At 29.3% G+C, this 19,598-nt stretch carries 18 protein-coding genes; all 18 read right to left on the bottom strand.

Annotation, left to right across the window (positions count from 1 at the left end; genetic code table 11):
* Positions 1-296 precede the first annotated feature (296 nt).
* Positions 297-1,226 carry a polysaccharide deacetylase family protein gene (locus U5A88_RS06760; protein WP_354204922.1) on the bottom strand — a complete coding sequence of 310 codons (930 nt, stop codon included), beginning with the start codon at positions 1,224-1,226 and terminating at the stop codon, positions 297-299.
* A gap of 11 nt (positions 1,227-1,237) precedes the next feature.
* Complete coding sequence (locus U5A88_RS06765; protein WP_354204924.1) at positions 1,238-2,035, bottom strand: polysaccharide deacetylase family protein; 798 nt, start codon at positions 2,033-2,035, stop codon at positions 1,238-1,240.
* Entirely contained in the window at positions 2,035-3,078 is a 1,044-nt protein-coding gene (locus U5A88_RS06770) for a glycosyltransferase family 4 protein (protein WP_354204925.1), read from the bottom strand. Before U5A88_RS06770 ends, U5A88_RS06765 begins: the two co-directional genes overlap by 1 nt.
* Positions 3,079-3,083: 5 nt before the next feature.
* On the bottom strand, positions 3,084-3,788 hold the full coding sequence (locus tag U5A88_RS06775; protein ID WP_354204927.1) for a hypothetical protein: 705 nt from the start codon (positions 3,786-3,788) through the stop codon (positions 3,084-3,086).
* A complete protein-coding gene (locus tag U5A88_RS06780; RefSeq protein WP_354204928.1) occupies positions 3,772-4,419 on the bottom strand; it encodes a hypothetical protein in 648 nt (215 codons plus the stop codon). Before U5A88_RS06780 ends, U5A88_RS06775 begins: the two co-directional genes overlap by 17 nt.
* 7 nt (positions 4,420-4,426) lie before the next feature.
* Positions 4,427-5,542: a glycosyltransferase family 4 protein gene (locus U5A88_RS06785; RefSeq protein WP_354204930.1), complete on the bottom strand. Its 1,116-nt coding sequence runs from the start codon at positions 5,540-5,542 to the stop codon at positions 4,427-4,429.
* A complete protein-coding gene (locus tag U5A88_RS06790) occupies positions 5,529-6,542 on the bottom strand; it encodes a DUF354 domain-containing protein (RefSeq protein ID WP_354204932.1) in 1,014 nt (337 codons plus the stop codon). Before U5A88_RS06790 ends, U5A88_RS06785 begins: the two co-directional genes overlap by 14 nt.
* Before the next feature lie 58 nt (positions 6,543-6,600).
* Positions 6,601-7,593: a peptidoglycan bridge formation glycyltransferase FemA/FemB family protein gene (locus U5A88_RS06795; RefSeq protein WP_354204934.1), complete on the bottom strand. Its 993-nt coding sequence runs from the start codon at positions 7,591-7,593 to the stop codon at positions 6,601-6,603.
* Between the two features lie 56 nt (positions 7,594-7,649).
* Positions 7,650-8,708: a glycosyltransferase family A protein gene (locus tag U5A88_RS06800; RefSeq protein WP_354204936.1), complete on the bottom strand. Its 1,059-nt coding sequence runs from the start codon at positions 8,706-8,708 to the stop codon at positions 7,650-7,652.
* An 83-nt stretch (positions 8,709-8,791) separates the two neighbouring features.
* Complete coding sequence (locus U5A88_RS06805; RefSeq protein ID WP_354204938.1) at positions 8,792-9,898, bottom strand: glycosyltransferase; 1,107 nt, start codon at positions 9,896-9,898, stop codon at positions 8,792-8,794.
* Positions 9,899-10,039: 141 nt separating this feature from the next.
* Entirely contained in the window at positions 10,040-11,152 is a 1,113-nt protein-coding gene (locus U5A88_RS06810) for an ATP-grasp domain-containing protein (protein ID WP_354204940.1), read from the bottom strand.
* Between the two features lie 4 nt (positions 11,153-11,156).
* Entirely contained in the window at positions 11,157-12,065 is a 909-nt protein-coding gene (locus tag U5A88_RS06815; protein ID WP_354204942.1) for a hypothetical protein, read from the bottom strand.
* Positions 12,065-13,357, bottom strand: coding sequence for an MBOAT family O-acyltransferase (locus tag U5A88_RS06820; RefSeq protein WP_354204944.1), 1,293 nt, complete (start codon positions 13,355-13,357; stop codon positions 12,065-12,067). The genes U5A88_RS06815 and U5A88_RS06820 overlap by 1 nt, the downstream gene beginning before the upstream one ends.
* 215 nt (positions 13,358-13,572) lie before the next feature.
* Positions 13,573-14,787 (bottom strand): glycosyltransferase family 4 protein, encoded by a 1,215-nt coding sequence (locus U5A88_RS06825; protein ID WP_354204946.1) that lies wholly within the window; start codon positions 14,785-14,787, stop codon positions 13,573-13,575.
* A gap of 21 nt (positions 14,788-14,808) precedes the next feature.
* A complete protein-coding gene (locus tag U5A88_RS06830; protein ID WP_354204948.1) occupies positions 14,809-15,903 on the bottom strand; it encodes a GDP-L-fucose synthase family protein in 1,095 nt (364 codons plus the stop codon).
* A 15-nt stretch (positions 15,904-15,918) separates the two neighbouring features.
* Entirely contained in the window at positions 15,919-17,037 is a 1,119-nt protein-coding gene (gmd, locus tag U5A88_RS06835) for a GDP-mannose 4,6-dehydratase (protein WP_354204950.1), read from the bottom strand.
* Between the two features lie 78 nt (positions 17,038-17,115).
* On the bottom strand, positions 17,116-18,249 hold the full coding sequence (gene rffA, locus U5A88_RS06840) for a dTDP-4-amino-4,6-dideoxygalactose transaminase (protein WP_354204952.1): 1,134 nt from the start codon (positions 18,247-18,249) through the stop codon (positions 17,116-17,118).
* Positions 18,250-18,324: 75 nt separating this feature from the next.
* Positions 18,325-19,593 (bottom strand): glycosyltransferase, encoded by a 1,269-nt coding sequence (locus U5A88_RS06845; protein ID WP_354204953.1) that lies wholly within the window; start codon positions 19,591-19,593, stop codon positions 18,325-18,327.
* Positions 19,594-19,598 lie beyond the last annotated feature (5 nt).

The following is a 19,598-nucleotide window of genomic DNA, read 5'->3' on the forward strand; positions in this document are numbered from 1 at the left end:
AAAATAGTTGAAAGAAAAACTCTCTATGAAAAGATTTAAATAATTATTAAAAACATCTTTTTTATTAAAATTTGATGCTTTTGGATAACCATTAACTATATACTTATAAGTTGTAAGTATCATTTTATAGGGGTTTCTTTTTATAGCTGATGCAAATATATGTAAATTATTTCAAATACACTAGGGTTTTGTTAAATAATGTTAAAATTTAGTTGTAAAAGTACTAATATTCTAATTCCATTGTGTGAGAGTAAAATAATTATAAGATTGTGTTTTAAATAAAAGTAAAGAAAAATTTATTTTAAAAGCCCTGTTTGCTTACAATAGTTTTTTATGGTAGAAAACTTGAATTTATGCTCATCAAAATATTTTATTTCACGTTCATAAATAGGTATTCCCTTTGGACCTAAATTCTTCATTTTTAGCTTAGATCTAAGCGTGTCTTGCAAAAACGCCGAAACCACATTTTTTGATCTTTTATTAATTTGGCGTTCCTCATCCATTTCGTCAATAAACTCGTTTGGGTGCGTTATAAATACGATAGGTTTTCCATTTTTTGAGGTTTCATAAGCCAGTACCTTTCTTTGAAAAGCTGTAAAATTTGGAAAAATTCTCATAGTTGTGCTCAAATAGGGTATTAAAGAGGCACTTAAAGGTATTTCAATTATTGACCCTTCCCCTTTTTTAAATAATGTATTTTTACTTGTTCTATAGGGTAACCTTGGAGCAGTTAACCAATTTAATTTTTTTAAACCTCCAAAGGACATAAACATATCAAAACGTTGAGATGCAACAGAACTATCTATTTTATAACCTGTTTTTTCTAATGCAAGTGCGGTGTCATTGCTTACACGAAGAGCCGGAGCTCTGAATGATATAATTTCCTCTCCAATAATATTTTCTAGAATATCTTTAGATTCTTTTAAATGATTTATTTGCTTTTCTAACGACATCACGTCAAATCCATGTTCTTTTGTGTGTAATAGTCCATGACTACCTACCTCATGACCGTAAGGAATTACCATTTTTACAACTTCTGGGTATAATTTTGCCATATAGCCCGTAAAGAAAAAAGTAGATTTAACATTGTACTTAGCGTATAAATCTAAAAGTAATGGCATACCTTCTTTTAATACCTTGTACCCGCTTTCATCACGTAAGGTATTATGCCATAGCGATGTAGTTTCTACGTCATTAGATAATAAACAATATTTTTCGTTTTTCATTTAATAAATATTTATGAGGTTCTTTTATAGTCACTTACTTTAATATTTTTTGAACCTCTGACCTTAATCAATATTGCTTTTATTATATTTTTAAAATTTTGCCAAGATAATATCCAAATCCATAACAGTCCAAAATTAGACCAGTTATGTGGATGTGTGTTAATCATCAATTTGTCTGGAAGCGTGTCGTTTTTTACCAATTTTATAATATCATCAGTAGTTTTTAACGGAAAATTGTACTTTGTAGTTACTTTATCCCTAACACTAACTTTTGTATTGTTCCATCTTCTACCTGCATCGGTTATATAAAAAACTTCATCAAAATCAATATCAAAATAGGGTTCGCCGATGATATCAAAATCTCTGTAATTATATTTTTTCCAAATGTCACGATTGTCGATACTGTTTGCAGGACTTCCGTGCATACATATAGTTGAAACTGGATAAAACTTCCTAAAATAATCCAAATTCTTTTTATAGCTTTCATAGGCTTTTTCATAATTACCTCTTGCCATACCTAAATCCTCATAATGATATGCAAGTTCATGCCCCATATCAACAATTGCTTTCATTACTTTAGGTTGGTTACTCTCAGGTACTATTCTGAAAAAATAAGTTCCAACTGCACCTACGTCAATTTCATCTTTACCTTGGTCTAAAGAATGTGGGGATCTTCTATCTACATCATGCCGTAAAACCACAACTTTTTTATTGGGGCTTTTTATAAAGTCTTCAAATGTTTGAAAGGTATAGCCTTGATCTTTTAAAGCTTGTACCAATTCTTTATATTTTTTAAATGTAAAATCCATTATTGATTAATTTGTTTGTGTATAGAGCTAAAAAATAAATCGTTCAGTTCAGAAACTTTGGTTTTTATTAAATTTTGGCTTATTTCTGGTCTTATTTTATTAAATGTTTCAAGAAAATTTTCTGGGTCAGAATAAAATATTCCACCATGATCATTATCTAAATAATGCTTTAAACTACCATAATCTGAAGTTAAAACAGGTGTACCGCAAGCTCTGGCTTCAAGCACGGATAATGGCATACCAATCGAACTATTTTTTTTGACCACAGGGAATATATACAAATCACTTAATTGATATATTTCTTGAATCTTATCTATATATTTATCAACGATAATTATATTTTCAGACAATAATTCGTCCTTTAAAGATTGTTTACCTTGTGCGTCCGTTGGTGTTGAACTGCTGCCAACAATTACTACTTGTAGCCCAGCCTTTTGCAAAGGAACCAGTGATTTTAAATTTCTACCTTCGTTCAAATGCCCCATGTGGGATACAATAAAAGCATCTTCGGGCAAACTATACTTTTTACGTAACTTTAACTTATCTTCTTCATTTTTTAGAGGTTTAAAAATAGTAAGATCGGTTAACAATGGAATTAACTCATTTTTGATATTTAATGTATTCCAATATTCATGTAAGGCTGGTGAAGGTGTAAACGCTTTATCTGGCTTTAAAAATTTAACAGCTACTTTTTGCCAGGTTTTTAATGGTTTTGGCTGTAATGCAACAAATGCTATATTCGATTTTTTAGAAAAACTTGAAAACATTCTTAACCTTAGATAACTAGCAAAAGTACTTGATTGAAATGGCAAATAGACTATTGCTTCTGGTCTAAAATTCTTTATAATTGTTTTGATTTCTTTTGAGTAGAACAGCACATTAGTATATACTATATGAATGTTCTCTTTTTTAAAACCATGTCTACAAATTACTTGCAATTCAAAATTCTTATCTAAATTTAAAAAAAGGTTATAGACTGTTTTTTTTATTCCTTCGTCATACGGAGGATTTAGGTATTCAGATATAAACAGGACTCTCTTCAAATCTATTATTTATTTTTTAAAGGTCTTTCGCCATTTAAAATCATAGCTTCTTCTATACTTATACTCAATTTCTCGGGATAGTAAGTATCGACCTCATTTTCATGATCTAACATTACGATCGGGTTTTTTTGATACTTGGATCTAACGATACAATTCTCTGGACTATCACAAATGAAAATATCTAGGGGAACGCCCTTCAAATCGGCATATTTTTTCTCTTTTACATAGAATATGATTGCTTTAACCATATTTTTAAATCCAGGTTTTCTAATCAATGAAACGTCTATATCAGAGTGTTCACTTAAAGTACCTTTACAAATACCACCTAAAGATACACTATATAGCAACCAACCTTTACTGGATTCTTGCTCTAATCTTTCCTGTATATCGTATAATTGATTAAAAAGATCTTTTTTAGTGGTTTTAAACCATTTTATTCTGTGAACTATCAGAACAAATAAATTATTATTTACAAACCAATTTAATGTATGGGCAATCATAAACCCAAAAATTAAACTTTTTACAATAGTAATATTAAATCCGTAGAATAATATTAAGAATAGAATTGCCCAAAAAACAACGGTAAAAAGTATTTTATATAATTTTTCGCTTTTATCGGCATGAAAGATACCCTGCATTAACCAATTGCTGGGAAACTGTAAAAAACTAAAGTTTTTACTGTATAAAATATTTTCAATTATTTTTTTCATCAAGCAAGTAGTTTATTACTTTATCTTTAACAAGTTTATATTCTGTATTGTTTTTGATCAATTTAATATTTAAATCGTTACTTAACAACTCAAAAACTTTAATTTTATCTCCTAAGTGTTCGTCATGTAAAGTATCCAGTTTACGGACTCTAACAATTTCCTCATCTACTTTTAAAATAACTATTTTAGAATTTTTAGGTATCAATTCTAAAAACTTCTTACCTATCCACGTTTTATGTAAATCCATCCTTTTAGTATCAACCATTAAGTCTGCCAAGGTGTCTATAACAAAACGGTCCAATAGAAGTGTTTGATCGGAATTTAGTTTTCTTTTATGTAAATACCATTTTATGTTGAAATCAATTAACTGAAGCATTGGAAATGTATAAGAAACGAACTTTGATTTATACAAGTTTCTTTTGCAATATTCTACACCGTTAATAGTAGTGTATTTCGTCAACCCAATCAAACGACAGTACGCCATTAAAGGTTTGGACAAAATTTTTGGGGAACGTATCCAAACTTTCGTAATCTTATCCGATTTTTTTAAAAGTTCTTTTTCTAAATCCAATAAAAAAGTGGTTTTACCACTACCATCGGATCCCGCAATGTAAAATACATTATCGAACATGTTCTTATTATTTACTATATACGGTCAACGTTTTTTCGCCCATTAAATTGTAGCTAAATAGGGTTGATGCATTCTTAACCTGATACTCTTTTTTTGACAATAACTTGTTGACAGCCTTTAAAAAACTTTCAACGGTATTGTCAATTATTTCTCCACCCTCAACAGATTTTATAACTTCTTTAACATCACCTACATCCGTTGATATTACTGGAACACCACAACATAAAGATTCTTTAACTACCGTTGGGCTTCCTTCAAAAAACGAAGCGAGAATCATCGCATCGGCACAGTTTATAAGGTCTGGTATTAAGCTATTGTCTAACTCGCCTAAAAAAAGAATTTGTTGCTTATGTGTTTCTGCAAGTTTAACTAAATCTTGATATAACGAACCTGAGCCCACAATAACCAGTTTAATGTTACTTTTATTGATCTGTTTAAAACTGTTTATTATAAATTCTACATTCTTTTCATACTCAAGCCTACCGATAAATAGTATAATTTTTTCGTTTTGCGGTAAATTGAATTTTGTTCTTGCTTCCGCTTTATCCTTAGTAAAAAACCTATTGGTATCCACAGAGATGGGTATTAATTCTATCTTGTGTTTTATCCAAGGATATTTTTTTACATATCTATCCAAGTTTTTTTGATCAACAGCAATTAGTCTATCAGCTAATTTAAATGCGAAATATTGTAAAAAAGCATAGAACGAGCCCATTACTTTCCCTTTCTTTTTTATTACGGCAATATCTTGCCCACCGTGTAATGTGCAAATAATTTTATTTCGTTTTCTAAGGGCTAAGGGAATGACCATTTCCGGTCTTTGAACATGAACAATATCTCCCTTTTTAATCTTTTTTAGCGTTTTTGTTGTAAATAATTTCAAGAAAAATTTAAAATTACCCAAAGAAGATTTTTTAGCTATCGAGTAAAATTCAGAAAAAATTTTACTTTGAGCATCAGTGCCTTTCAAACTTCCACAACCAATTAAAACTGTTTTACGATCGTTTTCAATGAAATACTTGGATAAATTAAGAATATAACTCATAACACCACCAGAAGAATCCCTGGTTATGTCTTCGTTCTCTATAAAAACAATATATGATTGTAATTTATTCAAAGTCATTGATATGTTTTAATATAACAGAAGTGGTATCGTCCCATTTGCTTTCGATAAGATTTATACTTTTTCCCCTAGCTTTTTTCTTGGTATCCATTGTTATCGAATCGATATACTCTTTAATATCGGTAAGGTCAATAGATTCGTAAAGTAACCCAGATTCAACTAGGGCTTGATTAACTACCATTTCCCTTCCTCCGGTATAAATTGTAGGCACCCCGAGTAATGCTGTTTCTCTTGAAACCGTATCTCCTGAGGAGATGGCGAATTGGGCATAATACAATAATGAATAAATATCGGAAACGGGTTCTTCTAAAATTATACAATCATCCTTGTAGATATCGGTTAATGATTTATCTTCAATTGATAAAACAATTTTTAAGCCTTTCGATTTAATTTGATTAATTAATTCTATAAGTATGGAGTTTTTTTCTTTATAGTTTAAACTAATATGTGCAATCTCCCTTATAAAAACATATTGCTCGGGTTTAATGGAATACTCTTTAAGTACATTTTCAGAAACATTCAAGTATTTTGGATTTAGATAGGCCAGTTCTTTAAAACCATGGTATTTATGTGTTTTAGAATTTGAAAATTCAATAAAATCCGGAAAAATGTGTCTTGTCGAAAACCAGTTGGCATGATAGAACGGTATTTTATACTCAAAATCATCGTCAAATGCCAGATAAGGTACGCCACAGAGTTTTGCAGCAATAGCAGAAGTTGCTCCAAAACAAACAACTAGATCAATTTTGTTCTTTTTTAAAAATGATTTTATTTCTAAATCTCTTTTTAATTGAAACATTATTTTTTTTAGAAAGCCTTTTTTATGATTACCAATTTTCGTGATTTTAAATCCGTCAAGTTCAAATCTTAGAATTTTTTCTAATTTCCCCCTCGATCTAAAAATAATATCGATATCATGACCAGCATCTTTACGCTCTAGAATTGCATTTTTGAAAAAATTTATATCAACCGGATGGTTTATATCAAATAATATGTTCATTAGATCAGGTTTAAATTTATAAATAGAATAGGAAATTAAATATCGTTTTAATTGTTGATTATTTAATTTTTGCTAAAACTTTTACGCCTATAGATCCAATTTTAAATAAGAAAGGGTTTATAATTTTCATAAATCTACCATGCTCAACTTGTTCTCCACCAAAACGAGACTTAAACTCTCTTACACCATAATCTTCATCTGGACTCCCAGCACCCATAAAATCAAAAAGGGCAATGTTATTTTGCACCGCATATTCCATAGCCGCCCATGTTGCCATAGAACTAGGGTACAAATGTTTATATTCTTGGTCTAGGCCACATACGTACATTTCATAAATAATTTTATTTTTAAGTATAGGGCAAATTATACCTCCAATTACTGTATTGCCTTTATAAACCAGAAGACATTTCCCTACATTTTTTCTGAAAAATTCTATAAAAAACTCTTCTGGGAACAATGGTTTTTTCACTTTGTTCTTATATAAATCTGATAGTATTGCATAAAAATATTTAATCTCCTTTTCAGATTTGGCCTCTGCCCAATGAGCTCCATTTTTAATGGATTTTTTTATTTGACGTAATTTTGATGAACTCATCACTTTTTTCATAGAAGCCAACTCCTTTGTGTTTAAATGAAAATTTAACCATGGCACATAATTAAAACCTAATTTGCCAAAATGGTTTTTAAAGGCTGAATAATCAAAATTATTTCTAGATTCTATGTATATTAATTTTTTACGATAATAGTTAAAAACACCTTTTAATAATGCCGTTGATGTGGATTCAGAATTATTAGTAAAAACTGGCCCTGCATAAATAATACCTCTTCTTGAGAAATATCCCTTAACACCTAATTCTTTTTGTATAGTTACTACCACTAAAGCTGTATATTGATCGTTTTCTTCTAAAGCAAAGACATCAGCACTAAATTCTTCAATAGAATTATAAAAATTATAAAAACTTTCTGTGTGAAATGGATTCGAATATTGACTATTTTCTAATAAATTAGTCCATTTATCTCTCCGCACTCCTTCGTTTATTAGCAGTTTCATTATTTTAAAAAAATTACAATGAGTTCAATAGTAGGCTTATAAAATAATTATCATTATTAGAGGTCAAGTTTTCTGTGAAACATTGATCCTAAGTTAAAAACATGTACTAAATATGTTGGCAACAATGTGAAAAACGCAACTATTTTACTTTTTGGGCTTTCTAACTTTTTAAAAACCTCAAAAATTGAAGTACCAGATCTAAATGTTGTTAACCATAGGTATCCAAACTTGCCTAAATATTCCTTCATTGGTAAATACTTACCTACTCTAGAAAATTGATAGTTAATTTGAAATAAGGTATAAAAATTTTTCATTCTCATTTCCTCCTTGGAATGATATTTCTGTTTTGTGATCTGATCGCCGGCGTCTTGAAAATAGGTTCTGAAAACTTCATTTACAAAAACTGTTTTGTAATTGAATCCAATTTGATCCCAAATATATTGATCAGGAAAATACCTAACACCGAAATTAGTGGGATAAGGATATTTTTTTAAAACATCAACTCTAATACAGCCCCATTTTTCACCGCCAATACGTTGTTTGTAAAAAATCTCTTCAATAGTAGAGACGCCTTCTTTAAATGGAAATTCGTCACCAACAACTTCACCATTTTCATATTTACATAACCCAGTAATGCCAGATATATCTTCAGCTTTATATTTAGCCCAAACTTCGGTCATTCTTTCAATAAGGTTTGGCTCAAAAGTATCATCAGAGTCAGCGGGAAATAACAATTCACCTTTGGCTATATGTACTACTCTATTTAATGCAAGGTATTTTCCTGAATCTTTCTGATAAATAACTTTCATAGGAAAAGTAGCCTTTGACTGATACTCTTCTAATAGTTCTTCTATTCCGTCGTTTGAACCATTATCAATTACAATCCATTCGAAATTTTGATTGGTTTGGGCCAATAGACTTTCCCAAACCCTATGAATTAAACGTTTTCTGTTGTAAATCGGAGTGAAAATCGTGAAAAAAGTTTGCTCCATCTCATCTTTATTTTTGGTTGATAAATTTTCTTTTCTTGAACTTAGAATCGAAGTGTGTGTTTTATTAATGGACTTTTCTTTATTCAATTCTTCTTTTTCTAATTGTAATTCTTTCTTTTTCATACTATGCAAATTTGTTAAATGTTAAATTTAATATTATTTTAAAAACGAAATAATAGCTGTTAAATTGTAGCTTTCTTATTTTACTAGACTATGCATTTTTTATAAAGATCATAAAATTCATTTATCATTCTATCAATTGTAAAGTGAGTTTTAATTCTTTCATTACCCATAATGCCCATTTGTATTGCAGTTTTCGGTTTTTTTAATAAGTATTCTATTTTCTCTGCCATATCATCAGCTTTTTTAGGTTTAACCAAAAAGCCTGTTTCATTGTTAAGAATTAGTTCTGGCGTACCACCTCCATTGGTTGCTACAACAGGTTTTTTAAAGGCCATATATTCCATTATTGAGTTTGAAATACCTTCACCATGGCAATCCATATTGGTTGATAACACACCAATATTAAATATATTCACAATTGATTCTACATCATGTTGTCTGCCAACAAACTTAAAGTGATCGCAATACTTTTTATCAATGCTATTTTTTATTGTATTCAAATTTGGACCGTCTCCAATGGCTAAAAATGTTACATCTTTTCTGTTTCTCAACACTAATTGTCCAGCTTCTACAAAAGTTTTATAGTCTTTTCTCGGATTAAAACCTCCAGACATTCCTACGACATATTTGGTTGTTACATTAAATTTTTTTCTAACCTCATTTTCAGACAACTTAACGGTTGCTCTACTAAAGTCAAAACCATTATAAATACACTTTCTTTTACTTATAGGTACCCTAAATGAATCTAAACCTGCCTTGCAATTTGCTAAAATAACATCACTAAATGGGTATGATAAATAGTTATACATAAACCTTTTTGAAAAAATTTTAAGTAATTTTCTAGGAGGAGCAGTTGATATCATAGAATTTAAAAAGGGAATTTTTTTAAATTTACATATAGGAGCAAACTGAAGTGCAGAAATATCATCCCAACAATGTACTAAGTTGGGTTTAAATTCTTTTAATACTTTATTAAACTTAGAGAGTATTTTAATATCTTTTTTTATATTTCTTTTAAATGAATGAACTTTAATATTAAAATCATAAATTTCCTTATAATGTATATCTTCAGATAAAATAATAATTTCAATTTCAATATTCTTTTTTATCACTAATTCCTTTATTAAGGAAATCAATCTTCTTTCCTTACCACCAGCACCTAATGATTCGATTATATATAATATTTTCATTTAGTTTTATTTTTTCTCATATTATCAATACTTAAGAATTAGTTCTTTTAATAATTCTTCTTAATTTTAGATGTAATACTTTAAAAATTGTTCAATCAAAACATCAATAAAAAAATGATTCAATAATCTTCAATAAATTTATTACGTTATTTTAAAGTTTGATTGATATATAAAATAACCTGACCTATCTGCACTTTGCTTTAATTCATCATTTGGCTTATCCTCAAAATCACATTCTACTACATATTCTTTATTCATTATACATTTTTCTTTTACATGTTTAGATTTTGAAGAATAAAAATATACACCCGCATAACTTTGTATACTATTATCTTGTTTTTTGTTACTTCCAAATGCAATATCGATAACAGCTTTTAAGTAATCGAATCCAGTTGAAAGTTGTACAAGATCTGAGCCAATAAAATCGCCACCCATTCTTGCTCCAATCTCAGTTATATAAACTTTGTTGTCTTTTGTTATAATTAGTTCCGAGTGGGAAGCTCCATTTCTTATTTTTAAAGCATTCAACCCATTGAGTACTGTTTTTTCAATTTCATTTCTTAATTCTGTGCTATAAAATTTTGATGGCTGATGGTGTTCTAACTCGACAAAATGTGGAAAACCAGAGGTAACTTTATCTGTAAATGTTATAATTTTATGTTTCCCATTAAAAGAAATTCCTTCCACGCTTATTTCCTCGCCACTAATAAATTCTTCAACAATTACTTTTTTTATAAACGAAACTTTCAAAGCATAATCAATAGCTTTTGATAAATTACTTTTAGTATTTAAAACCGTAATACCTTTACTGCCAGATCTATCTACTGGTTTAATGATTATTGGATAATTTAAGCTTTCAATTTCATGCAGTTGATAATCTGTTCCTACCTCAATAAAATTGGGTATGTTAATATTACCATTTTTAAATGCGGTTCTCATTAAGTATTTATTGGTACTTATTTCTGCACTTTGAATTGAATTGCCTGCTAAGTTTAAGTTGACAGCAACATAGTTAATCGTTGTTACTGCTACATCAGACCCTATGGAGGTTATACCGTCTATTTTTAATTCCCTACAAACTTCTAATATTTTCTCTTTTTCAATAATGGATATAGGATAAAATTCATGGCAAATTTCCTTACAAACAGCACCATCTTCCCAAGCAAAGCAAATTGTATAAAATCCTAATCTTTTTGCTTTTAGCACTAATGGTTTTTGTAAATAACTTGCTCCTATAATTGCCAATTTCTTCATTAGATTAATTTATCAATTCAGTTCTTATCACTTTTGCTATAGATTTTGAAAAAAGATTAGCTCCTTCTTTGTTTAAATGTAATTGGTCTTTAAAGAAAATTTGTTTTTTATAAAACTCAGGATAATCTGAAAAATCATATAATTTAACGTCATTAGTTTTCAGAATACTATCAAGTTTATTAATAATTGTGTTTGACCTATCAAATTTTAAGTATGTTGGTGATATTACACTAACTAATTTAATTTTATTCTCTTTACAAAGTGCTATAATTTTTAATAAATATTTAGTTTTGTTATCACCCATCTTTTCATTTTCTAAATGATATGGTGCAAAATTATTTACGTCAATAATACCTTCCAATGGTTTATAACCTAATTCATTGTCAATACTATCAATCTTATTAATGCTTCTTAAAATATGATATATTGTAGAGTTATATATATAGAGATTGGATATCAGTTCTAATTTAGAGAATTTAGGGTTTAATTCTATTATCTCTTTAAATGCATCATTGTTACTATAATAGGGTAAAAACAGATTTAACTTTGTATAAGACTTTTCATCAATAATAACATTAGGTGATAAGTCAAGAACAACAGCTTTAGGGGGTGTATTTTTTATGATCTCTTTTAAAATTGCATAATTATAGAAAACTCCATTTCCACCTAGCCCTAAATTATAACAACTATTATCTAAAATTTTAGATAATTCATGTGGATTATAATGATGTTGAGCTCTAGAGCTACCTAAAACAACAACTTCAGCATTAACTTTTAAATTTTTATTAATAGTACCATAATCGCTAAAATTAATTTTTTTAAATTCTTTTTCCATTAAAATACCGCAACCGTAATCAATAAAAAATATAATTATAATAAAAGTTAATAGATATTTTAGAAATGATTTTTTCATTAAAATTGAAAATAAATAAATTGACCTCCGTTAAATACGCCAATATATAATATTAGGCACACTAAAAAAGCAAAATATATAGTAACCTTATAATTTATTTTAGAATTTTCTAAAATACTGTTTTGATTACTTTCTACTACCAAATCATTTATAAATAAGATTATTAAACCAATTGTGGCGTAAAAAAATACTTTAATATCATAAAATACTTCTCCACTAAAACTAAAAATACTTTTTATTACATAAAAAGCTTCTGTCACATTATTTGCTCGAAAAAAAACCCAAGCCAAATCAACTAATATAAAAACAACTGTAGTTCTAAAAATCCTACTTAAAAATGATATTTTTTTATCTTTATTAACCTGTAGTTTAAAATAGTTTTCAATAACAATATAGATACCGTGCAATGCTCCCCAAATTATAAAAGTCCAATTTGCACCATGCCATAGTCCACTTACCAGAAAGGTTAAAAACAAGTTTAAGTACCACCGGGACACCCCTACTCTATTACCGCCCATTGGGATATAAAAATAATCTCTAAACCAAGTTGATAATGAAATATGCCATCGCCTCCAAAAATCAGTAATGGATGTAGCAAAATATGGACGCTTGAAGTTTGTCATTAAATCAAACCCCATAATTCTTGCAACACCAATGGCAATACTAGAATACCCAGCAAAATCCCCAAAAATCTGAAACGCAAAGAAAAATGTTGCTACTATAAATGTTAGGCCATCGTGCTGATAAACATTATTATATACAGAATCTACGTAAATTGATAACCTATCTGCAATAACCAGTTTCATAAAGAACCCGAAGATTACCCATTTTAATCCTTTTATAACATTATCAGATGTTAATTTGTGCTTTTCTCTAAATTGTGGTAATAATCTGGTGCTTCTCTCTATTGGACCTGCCACTAATTGTGGAAAAAAGGATACATAAAGGGCATAGATTCCAAAATGTTTTTCTGTCTCTATCTCTCCTCTATAAACATCAATTGTATAACTTAGTGTTTGAAACGTATAAAATGATATACCAACAGGTAATAATAAATTCAAATAAGGAATTTCTATTGAACTACTGAAAACATTTAACACATCATTTAACGACGAGCTTAAAAAATTAAAATATTTATAAAAGAACAACACCCCTAGACTTGCGGTTACGGATGTGGCAAGATATATTTTCTTTTGCCTTTGCGTCTTTGACCTTTGTATCATAATTGCCGCCCCGTAAGAAATAATAGTAGTAAATAATATCAAAAATACATAATCTATATTCCAACTCATATAAAAATAGTAACTGCAAATTAACAATACCAGCCATTTCCACTTATTTGGAGAAAGAAAATATAGCAATAATACAATTGGGAAAAAGTATATAAATTGAATTGAATTGAATAACATATATATAAACTCCGTTATTTATTAATTAAGCTTGTTTTCTTAAATTGGCCCAGTTAACAAAGTCAGTATTCGTTTTTAAAAACAGATTTAAAATTAAATTATCGAGATTCGATCAACTTTCTTAAATCTTCACTATATGATTTATAATTAAACACGGTTTTACCGAACTCATAACCTGTATTACCTACTTTAACTGCCAATTCAGGTTGCCCAATTACAATATTTAGTTTGTTTGTAAAATCATCAACATTATCAGATACCGCAATAAATGCATTTACATTGTCTTCAAAATACTCTGTAATTGCACCTGCATCTGAAGTAATTATTGGGTTAGATGATGCTACGTATTCACAAATTTTAAAAGGAAACCTAGCAGCATCTTGTAAATTGTTGCTAATTGGTATCAACAAAGCAGTTGCCGATTTATATAAACCTATTAAATCTAAATAAGGTAATTTGGTTAAAAGCTCAATTTTTTTCCCATTTTTTTCAATAAAATCATTCAGTTTACCTAGTTGTTCAGAATTACCGTTAATTACTAATTTTAAGCCATAACCATTATTGATTGCTATTGATTTTGAATATGAATTAATAATAAATTCTATAATATCCATATAGGCCGCAGATCCACAAAACAAAAAAAAAGGTTTCCGTGTTCTTTTAAATTCAATTTTTTTGAAATAATCAAAATCAATAATAGGTGGAATCTTAATGACTGGTACATCAGCATTTAATTTCATAATATGATTGTCTAAAAAAACACTGATTACTATCACCTTGTCTAAATATTTAGTTAGATTAAAATCAAAACTATTTTTTGTGTTTTTATAGGTTACAATATCTCGATTGCTAATAGAATCATAAAACTCAACATAGTCATAGATTAGTTCTAGTTTTAAAACCCGAGTGATAAAATAATAGTATTTTAATGTTTTAAGCTTATGTGCTCTTAATAAAATATGATTTGTCCTTTTAAAAACTTTAAAATAGAGTAATGTTAAAACCTCAATAACATTACCTGTTAAGCGTGCTGCTTTTCTGACAAAAATATTTTTCGGCCTATATGTAAACAATGAAGAATAGAAATATTGTATTCCTTGATAACGACCTAAGATTTTTAAACTTTCCCTTCTTGCTATTTTTTTGTCATGAGTACTTCTATTGTTAACTACTGTAACTTCATACCCTGCATGAATTAATGATTTAGCCAATTGTATTTGCCTTTGTACAGCAGCGGACCCAAACGGGAACCCTCCAGAACCCAAGTATAAAATTCTTGTTTTTTCATTGGTTATGGAATCTTTTTTGCTCATCTATTAAAATACATTAGCTATCTAACTTAAATTACGACTAACATAGTTTTTATAAACATCATTCAAACCTGAGTCCAAATCAATTTTAGCTTTCCAGCCCAAGCTATTTAGTTTATTTACATCTAGTAGTTTTCTAAAAGTGCCGTCCGGCATTTTGGAATCCCATATAAATTCCCCTTTAAAACCTATAATTTTTTTAATTTTTTCGGCTAGTCCATTAATGGTTATATCAACACCGCATCCAATATTTATATGCGTATTCTTAATTTCTGAGGAATCTTTTATTAAGTCACTGAAATTAACTTTTTCAATTAGATAGCAACAAGCATCAGCCATATCATCAGCATGCAAAAATTCCCTCATTGGTTTTCCTGAGCCCCATAAGGTTATACTGACATTATTGGAATTGTCTAACTTTATACCATACTTGTTAAATATTTTTAGAATTGAATCCTTGTCGGAATTGCCGCTTACATTCTCAATAGGTAATTTTTCTAAATTCTTTTTTATGGCATTCCATTCATTATTTTCTAAGCATTTACTTAAGTATATTTTTCGTGTTAAAGCGGGCAGCACATGTGATTTTTCTAAATCGTAGTTATCATTTGGACCGTATAAATTTGTAGGCATTACAGAAATAAAATTAGTACCGTACTGAATATTGTACGATTCGCACATTTTTATACCTGCAATTTTGGCAATAGCATAGGGTTCATTGGTATATTCTAAACCAGATGTTAACAAATATTCTTCCTTAAGTGGCTGATCGGCATTTTTAGGATAGATACAAGAGCTGCCTAAAAAAAGTAATTTTTTTACATTGTTCAAATAGGCATTATGAATTACATTATTCTGGATTTGAGTATTTTCATAAATAAATTGTGCTCTGTAAGTGTTGTTAGCCACTATTCCCCCAACTTTTGCAGCTGCAAGGATTACATATTCAGGTTTTTCATTTTTAAAAAAAGCGTTGACCTCACTTTGGTCTGTTAAATCTAATTCTTTAGATGTTCTGCCAATTAAATTTTTAAATCCTCTACTTTCTAAATTTCTCCAAATTGCCGAACCAACCATACCTCTGTGCCCAGCTATATATATTTTTGAACTTTTATTCATTATTGTTAAAAATTTTTATTCAAAATAATTCAAAGTTTGATACCCTCCTTTTTTTAGGTATTGGTCTTTTTGCATTAATTTAATATCACTAATCATCATATCTTTAACAAGAGCCTGTAAGTCATATTCTGGTTTCCAGCCTAATTCTTTAAATGCTTTTGAGGGATCACCTATAAGCAATTCTACCTCTGTAGGTCTAAAATATCTTGAATCCACTGCAACAACTTCTTTGCCTATTTCTATCTGATAATCCGTATTTTCACATGCTTTTATATAGCCTTTCTCATAAACGCCTTCTCCACGAAACTCGAGTTCTATTCCTACTTCGTTAAAAGCTAATTTCACAAAGTCTCTAACCGAAGTTGTTATGCCTGTAGCAATTACCCAATCTTGAGGTTCATCGGCCTGCAATAGCATCCACATCATACGCACGTAGTCTTTGGCATGCCCCCAATCTCTTTTTGCATCTAAATTGCCCAAAAATATTTGGTCTTGAAGACCCAATGCTATTCTAGCTGTAGCTCTGGTAATTTTTCTTGTAACAAAAGTTTCTCCTCTAATTGGAGATTCATGATTAAACAAAATACCGTTACATGCGTACATTCCATAGGCTTCTCTATAATTTACAGTAATCCAATACGCATACATTTTGGCTACGGCATAGGGCGAACGCGGATAGAAGGGTGTCTTTTCTGATTGCGGTACTTCTTGTACCAATCCGTAAAGTTCAGATGTAGATGCCTGATATATTTTGGTTTTTTTCTCCATGCCTAAAATACGTACCGCTTCTAAAACTCTTAAGGTCCCGATACCATCTGCGTTTGCAGTATATTCAGGTGTATCAAAACTCACTTTAACATGAGACATTGCTGCCAAATTATAAATTTCATCAGGTTGTACTTCTTGAATAATTCGTATTAAATTGGTGCTGTCTGTCATGTCGCCATAATGAAGTATAAAATTAGCATTATCTACATGAGGGTCTTGGTATAAATGATCAATTCTATCAGTATTGAAAAGTGATGATCTACGCTTTAACCCATGTACTATATATCCTTTTTTTAGTAAAAACTCACTTAGATAAGCCCCATCTTGTCCCGTAACTCCAGTTATTAATGCTACTTTTTTATTCATTTTCTTTAATTTTATTGTTCTTAAGCTATTTCAAAAAATAACGTGTTTTTTGGTTTTATATTTTTAGAATTATTTTTATTACTTTATATTATTATAGAATTCTATTACTGTTTCTATAACTTTAATGACTTCATCATCTGTTAATTCAAAATAAAAGGGCAATCGCAATAAATGGTCGGTATAATAATCGCTCATTGATAATTCTGGCACGACATTGCTTTTTGAATAGAATTCGCTTTTGTGAAGACTTAAATAATGAAATACGCTTAATATATTTCTTTCCTTTAAAAAAGAGATCAGTTTAGTTCTTTCATTTAATGATTTACAAATAATATAAAACATGTGCCCATTGTTAGTTGAGTGTTCTGGTACAATCGGTAATTTTATTTTTCCTTGTTTTTCTAATTCGGATAATCCGTCATTATAAAGATTCCATATCGAAACTCTATTTCGTTGGATCATATCCATTTTTTCTAACTGAGCATATAAAAAGGCAGCGGTTATTTCAGACGGAAGAAATGATGATCCTGTGTCTACCCAACCGTATTTATTTACTTCTCCTCTAAAAAAAGAGGCTCTGTTTGTTCCCTTTTCCCATAAAACTTCAGCACGATCAGCCATAGACTTATCATTAATAATCAGCATTCCACCTTCACCAGATATTATATTTTTCGTTTCATGAAATGAATATGCTCCTAAGTGACCTATGCCTCCCAAAGGTTTATCTTTATAGAAAGTGTTAATGGCTTGTGCAGCATCTTCAACAACATAAATACCATATTTATTGGCAATTTTCATTAGCTTATCCATTTCAACGGCCATACTTGCATAATGTACGGGTACTATTGCTTTGGTTTTTTCGGTTATTAAATTTTCAACTTTATCAACATCCATATTAGGGTGATTGGATAAAGAATCAGTAAAAATAATCTTAGCTCCTTGTCTTACAAACGCCAATGCTGATGACACAAAAGTGTAAGATGGAACAATTACTTCATCTCCAGGTTGTATATCTAGCAATAATGCACACATTTCAAGTGCATCTGTACAAGAAGTTGTAAGTAGTACTTTATGAAAGTTGTACTTTTCCGTAAAAAATTTATGACATCTCTTTGTAAATACGCCATTACCCGATATATGACCAGAATTTACCGCCTCAACAATATATTCGGTCTCTTTACCAGTTAAAAAAGGTTTATTAAATGGTATCATATAGTATTATCATTTTAAGAATGTTCATTAAATATATATTGTACAACTTAACAGTTGCTAATTAAAATACTAATATTAAGTAGTAAAGATTTTCTCAATATTTTCTACAAAGGTATCTATATGGAGTTCTTCAAGACCTAATTTTCTAGAATTATCTGACATTCTCTGTAACTCTTCTTTACTTATAGACGAAGCATCGATGATTCTATCAGCGAGTTCATTTACGTTTTTTAGCTCTGCTAAAAACCCTGTTTTATTGGGAATTACTAAATCAGGAGCAACTCCCATTTTAAATGACACTACTGGTGTACCACACATAATAGATTGATTAATCATGAAAGGACCTCCATCTTGAATTGAAGGACAAATGTAGAAATCTGCGGTTTGATAGGCTTCTGCCAATTGTCCTTGATTATTAAAATGACCTAAGTACTTATATTCAAATGGCAATTCTTTTTCTATATAGTCAAAATTATTCCCAGCTATTATCAAAAATATATTTTGTCCTTTATTTTTATCTTTAATAATTTTTAAACTCTTTATTAAATAATCTATTCCTTTTCTTTTATGAGCCAAATTATTGGTACCAATAAAGAATACCATCTTATCATTAGGAACACCTAATTTTATTCTTAAATCATTTTTAGAAACTGGTTTAAATAATTTATCTACGGGTAAAAACGCTTTATGAATTGGTTTATTTCGATATAATAAACTTGTTTTAGCAGTTTTATAATCGTTAGTTGTACCTGTAATTAATCTAATATCTGTTCTGTTTATAAATTTTTGTTTAAAATCAAAGTTAATATAAGACTGGTCTTTTGGATTTGTTGATCTCATTCCTGGGCAAGATCCGCAACCGATTAAATATTTTTTACAATCCCAAAAATAATGACAACCTCCCGTTAATGCTGCTGAATCCATTAAATACCAAAAAATAGGTGCTTTGGTAGCTTTGTTTAATTCATGTAAGTTTTCAATATTTAAATATTTTTGGGGAAATAAATATATGATTACATCTGGCTTAAAATCAATATGTTTTAAAACATCTTTGGTATTAAAATACTGTTTTGTTTGGTCATAATCTTGTATTGAATAATCATTATCCAAAAAATCGTTTTTCGATTTAACTCCAAAAATTTTTTTTAGCCTATTCTTTATTTTAAACTTTAGAACATCTGTCTTTGATTGGATACAAACAACATCATCTTCCTTATAACGAGCATATTCTTTTACTATTAACTTTGAATGATGACCCTTTGCTTGTAAACCCTTTAAAAGACTATGAGCTATTACACCAGCTGTAATATATGGATTGTTACTACTTAGTATTAATATATTCATTTATT

It is taken from the genome of Aureibaculum sp. 2308TA14-22 (genome assembly GCF_040538665.1).
Taxonomy (GTDB): domain Bacteria; phylum Bacteroidota; class Bacteroidia; order Flavobacteriales; family Flavobacteriaceae; genus Aureibaculum.